The sequence below is a fragment of the Enterobacter sp. BNK-18 genome, from assembly GCF_047456135.1.
In the GTDB taxonomy this organism is placed as follows: Bacteria; Pseudomonadota; Gammaproteobacteria; order Enterobacterales; family Enterobacteriaceae; genus Enterobacter; species Enterobacter ludwigii.
In genome coordinates this window covers 4,641,858-4,655,449 of sequence record NZ_CP179899.1, presented here as the reverse complement: position 1 = coordinate 4,655,449, position 13,592 = coordinate 4,641,858, and the positions used below count along the sequence as shown (strand labels likewise).

Annotated in this window: 13 protein-coding genes; 1 reads left to right on the top strand and 12 read right to left on the bottom strand. The window is 51.7% G+C overall.

What is annotated here, in order from left to right; translation table 11 throughout:
- Positions 1-3: 3 nt before the first annotated feature.
- The 12 genes from fabZ to rpsB form a co-directional block, all read right to left on the bottom strand.
- Positions 4-459 (bottom strand): 3-hydroxyacyl-ACP dehydratase FabZ, encoded by a 456-nt coding sequence (gene fabZ, locus ACMGG3_RS22295; RefSeq protein ID WP_010426706.1) that lies wholly within the window; start codon positions 457-459, stop codon positions 4-6.
- 103 nt (positions 460-562) lie between these two features.
- The gene (gene lpxD / locus ACMGG3_RS22290) at positions 563-1,588 is read right to left on the bottom strand and encodes a UDP-3-O-(3-hydroxymyristoyl)glucosamine N-acyltransferase (protein WP_014168709.1); all 1,026 of its coding nucleotides are present in this window, start codon (positions 1,586-1,588) and stop codon (positions 563-565) included.
- A gap of 3 nt (positions 1,589-1,591) precedes the next feature.
- A complete protein-coding gene (gene skp, locus ACMGG3_RS22285) occupies positions 1,592-2,086 on the bottom strand; it encodes a molecular chaperone Skp (RefSeq protein ID WP_020882619.1) in 495 nt (164 codons plus the stop codon).
- Between the two features lie 122 nt (positions 2,087-2,208).
- Entirely contained in the window at positions 2,209-4,626 is a 2,418-nt protein-coding gene (gene bamA, locus ACMGG3_RS22280) for an outer membrane protein assembly factor BamA (protein WP_014168707.1), read from the bottom strand.
- A 31-nt stretch (positions 4,627-4,657) separates the two neighbouring features.
- The gene (gene rseP / locus ACMGG3_RS22275) at positions 4,658-6,010 is read right to left on the bottom strand and encodes a sigma E protease regulator RseP (RefSeq protein ID WP_020882618.1); all 1,353 of its coding nucleotides are present in this window, start codon (positions 6,008-6,010) and stop codon (positions 4,658-4,660) included.
- 11 nt (positions 6,011-6,021) lie between these two features.
- Positions 6,022-6,879, bottom strand: a complete 858-nt coding sequence (gene cdsA, locus ACMGG3_RS22270) for a phosphatidate cytidylyltransferase (RefSeq protein WP_014168705.1) — start codon at positions 6,877-6,879, stop codon at positions 6,022-6,024.
- A 12-nt stretch (positions 6,880-6,891) separates the two neighbouring features.
- On the bottom strand, positions 6,892-7,650 hold the full coding sequence (gene ispU, locus ACMGG3_RS22265; protein WP_014168704.1) for a (2E,6E)-farnesyl-diphosphate-specific ditrans,polycis-undecaprenyl-diphosphate synthase: 759 nt from the start codon (positions 7,648-7,650) through the stop codon (positions 6,892-6,894).
- A 186-nt stretch (positions 7,651-7,836) separates the two neighbouring features.
- Positions 7,837-9,036, bottom strand: coding sequence for a 1-deoxy-D-xylulose-5-phosphate reductoisomerase (ispC, locus tag ACMGG3_RS22260; protein WP_020882617.1), 1,200 nt, complete (start codon positions 9,034-9,036; stop codon positions 7,837-7,839).
- 95 nt (positions 9,037-9,131) lie between these two features.
- Positions 9,132-9,689 carry a ribosome recycling factor gene (gene frr / locus ACMGG3_RS22255; protein WP_014168702.1) on the bottom strand — a complete coding sequence of 186 codons (558 nt, stop codon included), beginning with the start codon at positions 9,687-9,689 and terminating at the stop codon, positions 9,132-9,134.
- A gap of 166 nt (positions 9,690-9,855) precedes the next feature.
- On the bottom strand, positions 9,856-10,581 hold the full coding sequence (pyrH, locus tag ACMGG3_RS22250; RefSeq protein ID WP_003856194.1) for a UMP kinase: 726 nt from the start codon (positions 10,579-10,581) through the stop codon (positions 9,856-9,858).
- Positions 10,582-10,731: 150 nt separating this feature from the next.
- The gene (tsf, locus tag ACMGG3_RS22245; protein ID WP_008501911.1) at positions 10,732-11,583 is read right to left on the bottom strand and encodes a translation elongation factor Ts; all 852 of its coding nucleotides are present in this window, start codon (positions 11,581-11,583) and stop codon (positions 10,732-10,734) included.
- Positions 11,584-11,700: 117 nt separating this feature from the next.
- Positions 11,701-12,426, bottom strand: a complete 726-nt coding sequence (gene rpsB / locus ACMGG3_RS22240) for a 30S ribosomal protein S2 (protein ID WP_003856207.1) — start codon at positions 12,424-12,426, stop codon at positions 11,701-11,703.
- Positions 12,427-12,747: 321 nt separating this feature from the next.
- Here rpsB and map point away from each other — a divergent pair, with 321 nt between their 5' ends.
- The gene (gene map / locus ACMGG3_RS22235) at positions 12,748-13,542 is read left to right on the top strand and encodes a type I methionyl aminopeptidase (RefSeq protein WP_014168699.1); all 795 of its coding nucleotides are present in this window, start codon (positions 12,748-12,750) and stop codon (positions 13,540-13,542) included.
- Positions 13,543-13,592 lie beyond the last annotated feature (50 nt).

The window sequence follows — 13,592 nt, the reverse complement described above, 5'->3', positions numbered from 1 at the left end:
GTATCAAGACTCCCGGCTACGAGCACACATCATAGTCGCTTCGCAAACAACTTTGCCGTCAACCAGAGCTACGCCTTTGAAGCGAGTCAGGCCGCGACGCGTTTTTTCAAAAGTGACTTCCATGATCATCTGATCACCAGGCACGACAGGACGCTTGAAGCGCGCTTCATCGATACCCGCGAAGTAGTACAGCTCACCCGGCTCCAGTTTGCCCACGCTTTTAAACGCAAGAATACCGGTAGCCTGTGCCATCGCTTCCAGAATCAACACACCCGGGAAGATAGGTTTACCCGGGAAGTGTCCCTGGAAGAACGGCTCGTTCACGGAAACATTTTTCACTGCGCGCAGAAAACGACCTTCTTCAAAATCCAGCACACGGTCTACCAGCAAAAACGGGTAGCGGTGCGGCAGAAGTTCTAAAATCTCTTCAATATGCAGAGTATGAGTGTCAGTAGTCAAAATACTCTTCCTGTCAAAATGTACTGATAAAAATAATAACACGGCCTGCCGGTTTATAAGAAAGCCGACAGGCCGGGGAATATAGCATTAAACGGATGAACGCTTAGTCTTGTTGATCGATTTTGCGCTCAAGAGACTTGAGTCGCTTGCTCATATCATCAATATTCATCACCAGAGCAGCTGTTTTACGCCATACCTTGTTGGGTTGCAGCGGGATGCCAGAGGAATAGACGCCAGGTTCGGTGATAGGACGCATTACCATGCCCATTCCTGTCACGGTCACCTTGTCGCATATTTCCATATGGCCATTAATCACGCTCGCACCGCCGATCATGCAGTAACGGCCAATTTTCAGGCTGCCCGCCATGATAACGCCACCCGCAACCGCGGTATTGTCGCCAATCACAACGTTATGCGCAATCTGGCACTGATTATCGATGATAACACCATTGCCAATAATCGTATCGTCAAGTGCACCACGGTCAATGGTGGTACAAGCACCGATCTCAACACGATCGCCGATAATCACGCGACCAAGCTGTGGGATCTTAACCCAATTACCACGATCGTTAGCGTAGCCAAAGCCATCAGAACCAATCACTGTGCTGGACTGAATGAGGCAATTTTCGCCAATTTCTACTTCATGGTAAACAGACACGTTGGCCCATAAACGGGTCCCGGCGCCGATTTTCGTATTTTTCCCAACGAAGCAACCTGGGCCAATGACAACATTATCGCCCAGCACCACGCCAGATTCGATAACGGCATTTGCGCCAACTGCCACGTTGTGACCAAGCTGAGCCGTCGGATCAATCGCTGCACTGGCAGCAATGTCCTGCGCCGGCTGCGGCGTGGAATCAAGAATTTGTGCCATGCGTGCATACGTCAGGTAGGGATTTTTCACTACCAACGCGCTTCCAGTGGCAAACGGAAGATCGTCCTGCGTCAGAACAACAGCTGACGCCTGGCATTGAGCCAGTTGCTCACGGTACTTAGGGCTTACCATGAAGGTAATAGTGCCGGCTTTAGCAGATTGCATGGACGCAACAGCGGTGATGACGAGATCGCCATCACCGTGTAATTCTGCATCCAACTGCTGAGCTAAATCAGCCAGTCGAATTGAAGGCATTACTTATTTAACCTGTTTCAGAACATCAGCGGTGATGTCTTTAACATCGCTGCTGTTGAAAGCAACGGCATTCGCATCAACAACCAGATCGATGCTCTGATCGGCAGCAACTGCTTTAACAGCAGTCTGAATGCGAGTCACCAGCTTGCCACGCTCTTCGTTAGAACGACGCTGACGATCCTGCTCGAAAGCCTGCGCTTTCTGGGAGAACGTCTGACGCTGAGCCATTACGTCTTTTTCCAGTTTGCTACGGTCGCTCGCTTTCATGGTAGAACCATCACGCTGCAGACGCTGCATTTTGGACTGAAGATCGTTTTCCATACCCTGCAGTTCGCTTGCACGGCCTTTGAATTCGTTTTCCAGCGTCGCAGAAACACCTGTTTTCTGTGCAACCTGCTGGAACAAATTACCCATGTTGACGATTGCAATTTTGTCTGCTGCCTGAGCAGAGGTTGCCATCGCTAAACCGAGACCTGCAGCTAATAACCACTTTTTCACAATTAACTCCTTACCATCCCATTGGCACCAGAAGGTACCGTTCTTTGCGTGGCAAGGCGATCGTGTTACCGATCGCCAGTTGTCAGCGCTACACTGCCAACGCATTCCATTGCAGCGGATTATTACCAGGTTTTACCAATGTTAAACTGGAATTGCTCCGCTTTGTCTCCATCGTATTTCTTAAACGGCTGGGCGTAAGAGAAGACCAACGGCCCCAGCGGTGACATCCATTGTAATGCGATACCTGCAGACATGCGAATATTGCTCGGATCGCTGTAGTCTGGTACGCCTGCCGCACGCATCTGGGCAGTATTCTCCCAGTTGGTATCCCATACAGTACCGGCATCCCAGAAGATGGATGTACGGACTGAGTTTGCGTATTTATCACTGATGAACGGCGTAGGCGTGATGAACTCCAGGCTGGCAACGGCCATGGCGTTACCGCCCACCGCATCATCAGAGCTACAGACTTCAGAAGACGACGATTTATTACAGTTATCGGTGTCGTTACCGCCGTAATAGACCGCTTTCGGACCAATGTTGTTGGACTGGAAGCCACGAACGGTGCTGGAACCACCGGCGTAGAAGTTCTCATAGAATGGCAGTTCTTTGCCACCTAAACCATCGCCATAGCCCCAACGGGTACGACCCAGGACTACCCACTTGTGGTCGTCATCAATTGGGAAGTAGGAAGCGGTGTCCAGCGTTACCTTGTAGAACTCGTTATCAGACCCCGGAACGGTCACTTTACCGTTCAGGTTGACACGAGAACCTTCCGTCGGGAAGTAACCACGGTCGAGACGGTTATAGGTCCAGCCATAGTTGAAGGTGAAGTCATCAGCAGCAAAGCCGTTGTTGTCCCCATTTTTACTGGTTGACTGGCCAATAGAGTCCAGATAACGCCACATCGCCACCTGCGGTTGCATGTTGGACAGGTCGTTATGCACGTAACCTAAACCAGCGCGCAGCGAGTTGTATTCGTTAACCGGGAAGCCGAGTGTGCCATCTACACCGTAGCTCTTGTTGGTGTAAGAGGACAGATCCGCGTCATCTGCTTTAAAGTCGTTATAGAAGATACGACCGCCCAGGCTCACACCATCTACGGTGAAGTATGGGTTGGTAACAGAGAACTCAGAGTAGGTCTGGTAGTCGTTTTTGGTACCATTGATACCCACGGAGTAACCCGTACCCAGCCAGTTATCCTGCTGCACGCCGACCTGGAAGCTGACGCCGCTTTCAGTACCGTAGCCCACACCGAAGTTGAAGCTACCGGTGTTACGCTCTTTGACTTTATACACGACATCAACCTGATCCGGGCTGCCCGGAACACGCTGGGTATCGGTATCAACCGTTTCGAAATAGCCCAGACGGTTCAGACGCTCTTTACCCTGGTCAACAAGGTCGCTACCTAACCATGCGCCTTCCATCTGACGCATCTCGCGACGCAGGACGGAATCTTTGGAGGTGTCGTTACCTTCGAAGCGGATCTTACGCACGTAGAAACGGTTACCCGCATCAACGTTAACGTGAAGCTTCACAGTTTTATCCGCGTCGTTGATTTCAGGCTGAGTTTGTACACGCGGATAAGCATAACCATAGCGGCCGAGCAGCTTCTTAATGCTGTCTTCCATTTTGGTCACTTTAGACCCGCTATACAGCTCGCCCGGCTGAATTTTGGTCAGCGATTCGATCTCAGCAGAATGGCCTGCCAGGTTACCACTCACGTCAACACCAGAAAGCTTGTACTGATCGCCTTCTGTGATGTTAATCGTAATGTAGATGCCTTTCTTGTCTGGCGTCAGACTGACCTGAGTCGAGTCGATGTTGAAACGGGCATAACCGCGATCCAGATAGTAGCTGCGCAGGGTTTCAAGGTCGCCCGCCAGTTTCTGCTTCTGGTATTTACGATCGCCCACCACGTTCCACCATGGCACTTCGTCGCGCAGCTGGAACGTAGAGATCAGTTCATCGGTGCTGAACGCGTGGTTACCCACGATGTTGATCTGTTGGATCTTCGCAGAAACACCTTCCTGGAAGACCAGTTTCAGGTCAACACGGTTACGTGGCAACGGCGTCACAACCGCTTTCACGCTGGCACTGTATTTACCCACGCTGTAATAGAAGTCTTCCAGACCTTTTTCTATGTCTGAAAGGGTTGTGCGGTCCAGGGATTCCCCCACACGTACGCCAGATGCTTCAAGGTTCTGCTTGAGCATGTCATCTTTCACCGACTTGTTACCGGAGAAGGTGATACTGGCGATCGTCGGACGTTCTTTTACCTGAACCAGAAGCGTATCACCATCGCGCAGGACGCGGACATCCTCGAAGTTGCCAGTGGCAAACAGAGCACGGATGGTGTTACTGATGTCATCATCATTAACCGTATCGCCGGGGCGCACAGGCATACTGAGGAGGGCCGCACCAACGGCGACACGCTGAAGGCCTTCGAAATGAATGTCTTTCACTACGAACCCGTCAGCACCGTATACGGTGGCGCTGCTAAACAGCAGCGACGCTATGAGCAACTTTTTCATCGCCATCGTTATTATGCGTTCTTCCTAACTAACTCTCTTACAACCGAGAGAAATCATTGAAAAGTGCAAGCCCCATTAACAGCACCAGCAAAATCGAGCCAATGCGATAACTAAAGTCTTGAACTCGCTCGGATACCGGCCCGCCTTTTAGCTTTTCAATCGCCAAAAACAGCAGATGACCCCCGTCTAAAACGGGAAGCGGGAACAGGTTGATTATCCCAAGGTTCACGCTAATGAGCGCAAGAAACATGAGATAGTAAATCACCCCGAACTCCGCTGACATCCCAGCCCCCTGAGCTATTGAAATTGGCCCACTGAGGTTGTTCAGTTTCACATCACCGGTTATCAATTTCCCCAACATGTTTACCGTCAGCTTCATCAGTTGCCATGTTTTATCCGTGGCTTCAAGGATGGCGCTGAACGGCCCATACTGGCGTATTGTCTTGTACTCATCTGGCAGCGGGATGACTTTCGGCACAACGCCTGCAAACCCTTCTGCCTTTTTGCCGACCGACTTCGTATCCGGAGTCAGCGTCAGCGAAAGCGGACTGCCCTGCCTTTCAACTTCCAGCGCGAGCGACGTGCCCGGATTATCGCGCACCAGAGTAACAAAGGTCATCCACTCTGTTAATGGTTGACCATCGACTTTAACGATCCTGTCGCCCGCTTGCAAACCTGCTTTGCTGGCAGCCGAGTTTGCCTGTACTTCGGCTAATACCGGCTCAATCTGCGCACCGCGTGGACGAATGCCCAGTGCAGAGACGGGATCTTCTTTGTCTGGCTCGAAACGCCAGTGACGTAAATCGAGCACTTTGTCCTGCCGCTGGTCAGAACCAAACGGCGACACGCTGAATGTTGTCTGCCGATCGCCAATTTTGGCTACCAGCTGCAGACGCACGGCATCCCAATCAGGGGTTTCGATGCCATCAATCGCTTTAAGTTCCATCCCCGGCGTAATTTGCGCACTCGCCGCGATGGAATCAGGCGCAATTTCACCCACAACCGGACGCACGCCAGGCACGCCGATGATAAACACCAGCCAGTAGGCGAAAACAGCAAAGATGAAGTTGGCTACCGGCCCGGCAGCGATGATGGCGGCGCGTTGTCCAACGGTTTTGTTGTTGAATGCGCTGTGTCGTAGCTCAGGGGCGACAGGCTCAACGCGTTCGTCGAGCATCTTAACGTAGCCGCCAAGCGGGATAAGAGCGATGACAAATTCTGTGCCGTGGCGGTCAGTGCGCGTCCAGAGTGATTTACCAAAACCGATGGAAAACCGCTCTACCCGCACACCGCAACGGCGAGCAACCCAGAAATGGCCAAATTCATGCACGGTAATCAGTACACCCAGTGCAACAATGAACGCCGCCAGATTCCAGAGAATGCTCAGCATAAAACCTTCCGTTAAATCGTCCCGAATACCAGTAAAAGCAAGCACGCAAACACTGGAACAGCCGCTGTCAGGCTATCAATGCGATCCAGTATACCGCCATGTCCTGGAATCAGGTGTCCGCTGTCCTTAATCCCTGCTTCACGCTTAAACATACTTTCGGTTAAATCACCGAGTACCGAGGCCAGCGCAGCAAAAATAGAGCACACCAGCAGTATTGACGGTGCCACTTCCAGATTCGCCCAGACGCCATAGCCCCAGGAAATGATTGCTGCCGTAAACAGGCCGCCGATGAATCCTTGCCAGGTTTTGCCCGGAGACACTTTTGGCGCCAGTTTATGTTTGCCAAACAGTTTACCAAACATATAGGCCCCAGAGTCAGCCCCCCAGACGAGAATCATCACATAAAGCAGCCAGATCGCGCCGCTGTAGTGGTTTTCGTCATAGTGCCAGGCGCGCAGTGCGACCATACCCCAGAAAAAAGGAACAATTGTGAGCAGGCCAAAAATAAGACGCAACACTTTTGAATTACGCCAGAATGCCGCGGAACCTGGGTAAAAAAGCACCAACAGCAGCGCGGCAACCCACCAGCCCAGCGATATCCAAAGGGAACCGGCAACCAGCGGTTGATGAATATCATGGTGATATTCAGGCAAGGTAAACAGCATCAGGGCCAGGATAAAGCCACAGAGTACCGCCAGCCATACCCGCTGAGTGCGTGAGGTAAAGCCGCTAAACTGACCCCATTCCCACGCGGCGAGCATGCAGACCACCAGCGTCAAAATAGCGAATCCCACCGGGGGCAGTAAAAACAGCGCCGCAATGACAATGGGTATTAATACAAAAGCGGAAATCAGGCGATACTTCAGCAAAAGCTACCCCCATCAGGCTTTGTCGCCACCTGGCTCGGTGCCGCCGAAACGACGCTCTCGATTGGCAAAGGCATGCAGCGCACCTTCAAAGTCTTGTTCATCAAAATCGGGCCAAAGAACATCAGTAAAGTAAAGTTCGGCGTAGGCAATTTGCCACAGCAAAAAGTTACTGATGCGATGTTCTCCCCCTGTCCTAATTACCAAATCCACAGGTGCCAGTTCATTCATGCAGATTTGCTTACTCAGCGCCTCTTCATCAATTTGGTCGGGTCTCAACAGCCCTTCCTGAACCTGTTCGGCCAGATGCCGAACGCCCTGGATAATATCCCAGCGTCCACCGTAATTCGCCGCGATATTGAGCGTCAGACCGGTATTATTTTCAGTCAGCGCTTCTGCTTTACGAATCCGTTCCTGCAAACGTGAGTTAAAACGACTGGTTTCGCCGATAATACGCAGACGGACGTTGTGGCGGTGCAGGCTTTTTACTTCGCTATCGAGCGCCCACACAAACAATTCCATCAACGCGGTCACTTCCTGCGGCGGTCGATTCCAGTTTTCACTGCTAAAAGCATAGAGCGTTAACGCATCAATGCCGTTATTGGCGGCAAAAGAAACGGCGCGGCGAACAGATTTCGCCCCAGCTTTATGCCCAAAGGCTCGTATCTTCCCTTGTCTTTTCGCCCAGCGGCCGTTGCCATCCATAATGATTGCTACATGACGGCAGCCATGAGCTGGCAAGTTTTCGCTTATTGGTTGATTCGCAGACAACATAACGCGTTTTTGGTCCCTGAAAAGGATTTAACGGTACTCAGGAATACTGAAGCCTATACGTAAAAAAGCCGTGTCAAACCACGGCTTACCTGACCACGTAAAGTCAAATACCTGCGATCAGGTGGCGCAGACTATATCACTGAAGCCCAACGCTAACAAATAGCACAACCACTAGTGCTTGCTTTATCACCAGCTTGCGAGGCGTGTCACCTGCTTACGTGCAATAACGCGAGCCTGTGCATCCACCGCCAGCACCTCTTCCACGCTTTGTGGTTCGCGCAAATCCATCATTTCCAGTACCGATAAATTCAACGTCGCAATATCGGTAAATCGGATCTGCTGATTCAGAAATGCCTCAACGGTAATTTCATTAGCTGCATTAAGTGCCGTCGTCGCCGCCTGCCCCTGGTCAAAGGCTTTCATCGCAAGCTTCAGACACGGATAACGATCGTAGTCCGGTTCGCTAAAGGTCAGTGAACTCAGCTTGCAAAAATCGAGCGGTTTCGCCCCGGACTTCACCCGATTCGGCCACGCCATGGCATGCGCGATAGGCGTGCGCATGTCCGGTTCGCCCAGTTGCGCAAGGACGCTGCCATCCTGATAGCGCACCATCGAGTGAATCACCGATTGCGGGTGGATCAGCACTTCCATCTGTTTCGCCGACGCATTGAACAGCCAGCGCGCTTCAATGTATTCCAGACCTTTGTTCATCATGGTGGCGGAGTCAACGGAGATTTTACGCCCCATTGACCAGTTCGGATGACGGCACGCCTGCTCAGGCGTCATTGCGCTCAGTTCAGACAGTGGCGTTTCACGGAACGGGCCACCTGACCCGGTAAGCAAAATCGATACAACGCCATTCTGCTCCAGGTCAGCGTACCCCAGGTTCTGTTGAAAAGGTTGCGGTAAACTCTGAAAAATCGCGTTGTGCTCGCTGTCGACCGGTAAAAGACGCGCCCCGCGCTGCTTCACCGCCTCCATAAAGAGACGTCCGCAGGTCACCAGCGACTCTTTGTTAGCCAGCAGAACCTCTTTACCGGCATCAATAGCGGCAAGCGTCGGTAGCAGCCCTGCAGCCCCGACGATTGCCGCCATGACCTGATCAACCTCATCCAGCGCAGCCATGTCGCAGGCCGCCTGCTGACCACTCAGGACCTCGGTACGACAGCCTTTCTCACGCAACTGCGCGGTGAGCAGGCGGGCGCTCTCTTCGTCATCCATAACCGCATAGCGAGGCGTAAACTCCAGGCACTGTTCGATCATACGCTGCACATTCTTACCGGCCACCAGCGCGGTCACGGTGTAATGTTCAGGATTATGGCGAACAACGTCGAGAGTGCTGCAACCGATAGAGCCGGTTGAGCCAAGGAGTGTTAAATGCTTCATGAGATGCCCGAAAAAAGTTAGACCAGATAAAAGCAAAACGCCGCCAGCAAGACCCGAAGTCCTTCTGAACGGCGTTTATCAGTGTACGACAGAAATCAGAACTGCATCAGTTCCGCTTCTTTATCTGCCAGCGCCGCATCAATTTTCTTGATCGCAGCATCCGTCATCTTCTGAATGTCGTCCTGAGAACGACGATCGTCATCTTCACTGATCTCTTTTTCTTTCAGCAGCGCTTTGAGTTTATCGTTCGCATCACGACGTACGTTACGCACGGATACGCGACCCTGCTCAGCTTCACCACGAACAACTTTGATCAGGTCTTTACGACGTTCTTCAGTCAGTGGAGGCAGTGGAACGCGAATGTCAGCGCCCGCAGAGCTTGGGTTCAGACCGAGGTCAGACGCCATGATCGCTTTCTCAACCGCTGGGCTCATAGAACGATCGAAGACGTTGATTTTCAGCGTACGGGTATCTTCAACGGTAACACTCGCCAGCTGACGCAGTGGCGTTGGCGTGCCGTAGTATTCTACGATGATGCCATCCAGCAGGCTTGGGGAAGCACGGCCAGTACGGATTTTGCTGATTTGGGTTTTGAACGCTTCTACGCATTTTTCCATGCGTACTTCAGCATCTTTTCTGATTTCGTTAATCACGTTACGAATCCTTGAAAACTTGTCTCAGGCAGACTATCCGCCAGCACAGCGCTACAGGTGTGCTAAGTATAGTCGCGTTTAATTCTGACAACGCCAAAGGCGCGCCCAGGTAAGATACCACTACAAAATAAAGCGGAATCTTACCTGTATTTATCGCCGACGGAAATTATTCCGTGATCAAAGTGCCTTCTTTTTCACCCATGACCACGCGACGCAGTGCGCCAGGTTTGTTCATGTTGAAGACACGGATCGGCAGTTTGTGGTCACGAGCCAGCGTAAAGGCGGCAAGATCCATCACTTTCAGCTCTTTTTCCAGCACTTCGCTGTAGCTCAGCTGATCGTACATGGTGGCAGACGGATCTTTTGCCGGGTCGGCAGTAAACACGCCATCCACTTTGGTCGCTTTCAGAACCACATCGGCTTCGATCTCGATACCGCGCAGGCAGGCAGCGGAATCGGTAGTAAAGAATGGGTTACCCGTACCGGCGGAGAGGATCACCACGCGGTTGTTGCGCAGCAGGCTAATCGCCTCTGCCCAGCTGTAGTTATCGCAGACGCCATTCAATGGGATTGCGGACATCAGGCGGGCGTTCACATAGGCGCGATGAAGCGCATCACGCATTGCCAGGCCATTCATCACGGTTGCCAGCATACCCATGTGGTCGCCCACAACGCGGTTCATCCCCGCTTTCGCCAGACCAGCACCACGGAAAAGGTTGCCACCGCCAATGACCACGCCAACCTGAATACCCAGTTCGACCAGTTCTTTGATTTCCTGTGCCATGCGGTCAAGGATGCTTGCGTCAATACCGAAGCCTTCCGATCCCTGCAGCGCTTCGCCACTCAGCTTAAGCAGAATGCGTTTGTACACGGGTTTTGCATTGGTAGCCATGTTTCTTTCCTGAGACTGTCAACGATTAAGATGGGGGTTAATTCTGGCGACATGATATGTCGCATATCAGCACAGGGATACTGGAGCCTGTCTGATTTCGTGTGACGGGTGACAAAAAGAAGCCGCCCTCAGGCGGCTCCTTTTCAAACATTAAGACTGCTTGGACATTGCAGCAACTTCTGCTGCGAAGTCAGTCTCAACTTTCTCGATGCCTTCGCCCACTTCGAAGCGGATGAAGCCAGTCACGTCAGCGTTGTGCTCTTTCAGCAGCTGAGCAACAGACTTGCTTGGATCCATAACGAATGGCTGGCCAGTCAGAGAAACTTCGCCGGTGAATTTCTTCATGCGGCCTTCAACCATTTTCTCTGCGATTTCTTTTGGCTTACCAGACTGCATCGCGATGTCCAGCTGAACCTGGTACTCTTTCTCTACCACTTCAGCAGACACGTCTTCTGGCTTAACGAATTCTGGTTTGCTTGCAGCGATGTGCATAGCCAGCTGTTTAACCAGCTCTTCATCAGCGCCTTTAGCCGCAACCAGAACACCGATACGTGCACCGTGCTGGTATGAACCCAGAACGTCGCCTTCCAGAGAAGCAACACGACGGATGTTGATGTTCTCACCGATTTTAGCAACCAGAGCAACACGTTCTTCTTCGAACTGTGCTTTCAGAACTTCAACGTCAGTGATTTTGCCCGCAACAGCTGCGTCCAGAACTTTGTTAGCAAATGCCTGGAAACCACCATCTTTAGCAACGAAGTCAGTCTGGCAGTTAACTTCCAGGATGATGCCGTAGTTGCCGTCGATCTTAGTGATGATCACGCCGTCAGCAGCAACGTTGCCTGCTTTTTTAGCTGCTTTGATCGCACCGGATTTACGCATGTTTTCGATTGCCAGCTCGATGTCGCCGTTCGCTTCAGTCAGCGCTTTTTTGCAATCCATCATGCCTGCGCCAGTACGCTCGCGCAGCTCTTTTACCAGGGATGCGGTAATTTCAGCCATTCTTAAATCCTCGGGAGATGTGAACTGCCCGGCCTGAGGCCAAACAGTGTAAATTGAAAAAAGGGGCCGATAATTGGCCCCTATTCATACACGGTACTAATAAGGGGTGAAACCTTATTATTCAGCTTCTACGAAGCTTTCTTCCGCCTGAGAAGCCAGATCCTGGGAACGGCCTTCACGAACGGTAGCAGCTACAGCGCTCAGGTACAGGCTAACAGCACGGATTGCGTCGTCGTTACCCGGGATAACGAAGTCAACACCGTCCGGATCGGAGTTGGTATCAACGATAGCGAATACCGGGATACCCAGGTTGTTAGCTTCTTTGATTGCGATGTGCTCGTGGTCTGCATCGATTACGAACAGCGCGTCTGGCAGGCCGCCCATATCTTTGATACCGCCCAGGCTGTTTTCCAGCTTGTCCAGTTCACGAGTGCGCATCAGCGCTTCTTTCTTAGTCAGCTTGTCGAAAGTACCGTCCTGAGACTGGGTTTCCAGATCTTTCAGGCGCTTGATGGACTGACGAACGGTTTTCCAGTTAGTCAGCATGCCGCCCAACCAGCGATGGTTCACGAAGAACTGATCGCAGCTGTTAGCAGCATCTTTCACAGCTTCGCTTGCAGCGCGCTTAGTACCAACGAACAGAATCTTACCTTTACGGGAAGAGATCTTGTTCAGCTCAGCCAGGGCTTCGTTGAACATTGGTACAGTTTTCTCAAGGTTGATGATGTGAACTTTGTTACGTGCGCCGAAGATGAAAGGCTTCATTTTCGGGTTCCAGTAACGGGTCTGGTGACCGAAGTGAACACCAGCCTTGAGCATGTCGCGCATGGAAACAGTTGCCATGTTTAAAACCTCTATATTAAAAGTTGGGGTTATGCCTCCACGTATCCCATATTACCGACCCCGAAGGGCACCCCGGAATATGTGCCGATACGTGTGTGTTGTTACACAAAGTGAGATTTGTCGCTTCCGTCCAGCCTGTGTATCTGAAATGGATCGGAAGTCCGGCGCGCTTTATACCACAAAACACGACCAGAAACCAACAGTTGTTGGCCGAGTGTGCTGTTAATGATTCTCAATTTGGCACGGGGTGCGCCTGACTGATACCATTAACGACACTTAGACTAGTATTGTCGAAAAAATCGACACTGATGGACAGATTACATGGCTATCTCTATTAAGACACCTGAAGAAATTGAAAAGATGCGCGTCGCCGGTCGTCTGGCCGCAGACGTGCTGGAAATGATCGAGCCGTACGTGAAGCCGGGCGTGAGCACGGGTGAACTGGACCGCATTTGTAACGACTATATCGTCAATGAGCAGCACGCGGTCTCCGCCTGCCTTGGTTACCATGGTTTCCCGAAATCCGTCTGCATTTCGATTAACGAAGTGGTTTGTCACGGTATTCCGGACAACGAAAAACTGCTCAAAGATGGCGACATCGTCAACATCGACGTGACGGTCATTAAAGATGACTACCACGGTGACACCTCTAAGATGTTCATCGTGGGCAAGCCGACGATTCTGGGCGAGCGTTTGTGCAAAGTGACGCAAGAAAGCCTCTACCTGGCGCTGAAAATGGTTAAACCCGGCATTCGCCTGCGCACCATTGGGGCCGCTATCCAGAAATTCGTTGAAGCGGAAGGTTTCTCCGTTGTGCGTGAATACTGCGGCCACGGCATTGGCCGTGTCTTCCACGAAGAGCCACAGGTTCTGCACTATGATGCGGATGACGGCGGCGTGGTACTGCAAAAAGGCATGACCTTCACCATCGAGCCGATGGTCAATGCCGGTGATTACCGCATCCGCACCATGAAAGATGGCTGGACGGTGAAAACCAAAGACAGAAGCTTGTCTGCGCAGTACGAGCATACTATTGTGGTAACAGACAACGGCTGCGAAATTATGACGTTGCGCAAGGATGACACCATCCCGGCGATACTCACGCACGATGAATGATAAAAAAGCCGGCAGATGCCGGCTTTTTTAATGGCTATAGCTTTTTCTTA

What these genes read in the sequence shown, in the direction of transcription:
- lpxD (WP_014168709.1), bottom strand. Translation starts at nt 1,588, where the DNA reads ATGCCTTCAATTCGACTGGCTGATTTAGCTCAGCAGTTGGATGCAGAA.
- bamA (WP_014168707.1), bottom strand. Translation starts at nt 4,626, where the DNA reads ATGGCGATGAAAAAGTTGCTCATAGCGTCGCTGCTGTTTAGCAGCGCC.
- rseP (WP_020882618.1), bottom strand. Translation starts at nt 6,010, where the DNA reads ATGCTGAGCATTCTCTGGAATCTGGCGGCGTTCATTGTTGCACTGGGT.
- ispU (WP_014168704.1), bottom strand. Translation starts at nt 7,650, where the DNA reads ATGTTGTCTGCGAATCAACCAATAAGCGAAAACTTGCCAGCTCATGGC.
- ispC (WP_020882617.1), bottom strand. Translation starts at nt 9,036, where the DNA reads ATGAAGCATTTAACACTCCTTGGCTCAACCGGCTCTATCGGTTGCAGC.
- pyrH (WP_003856194.1), bottom strand. Translation starts at nt 10,581, where the DNA reads ATGGCTACCAATGCAAAACCCGTGTACAAACGCATTCTGCTTAAGCTG.
- tsf (WP_008501911.1), bottom strand. Translation starts at nt 11,583, where the DNA reads ATGGCTGAAATTACCGCATCCCTGGTAAAAGAGCTGCGCGAGCGTACT.
- rpsB (WP_003856207.1), bottom strand. Translation starts at nt 12,426, where the DNA reads ATGGCAACTGTTTCCATGCGCGACATGCTCAAGGCTGGTGTTCACTTC.
- map (WP_014168699.1), top strand. Translation starts at nt 12,748, where the DNA reads ATGGCTATCTCTATTAAGACACCTGAAGAAATTGAAAAGATGCGCGTC.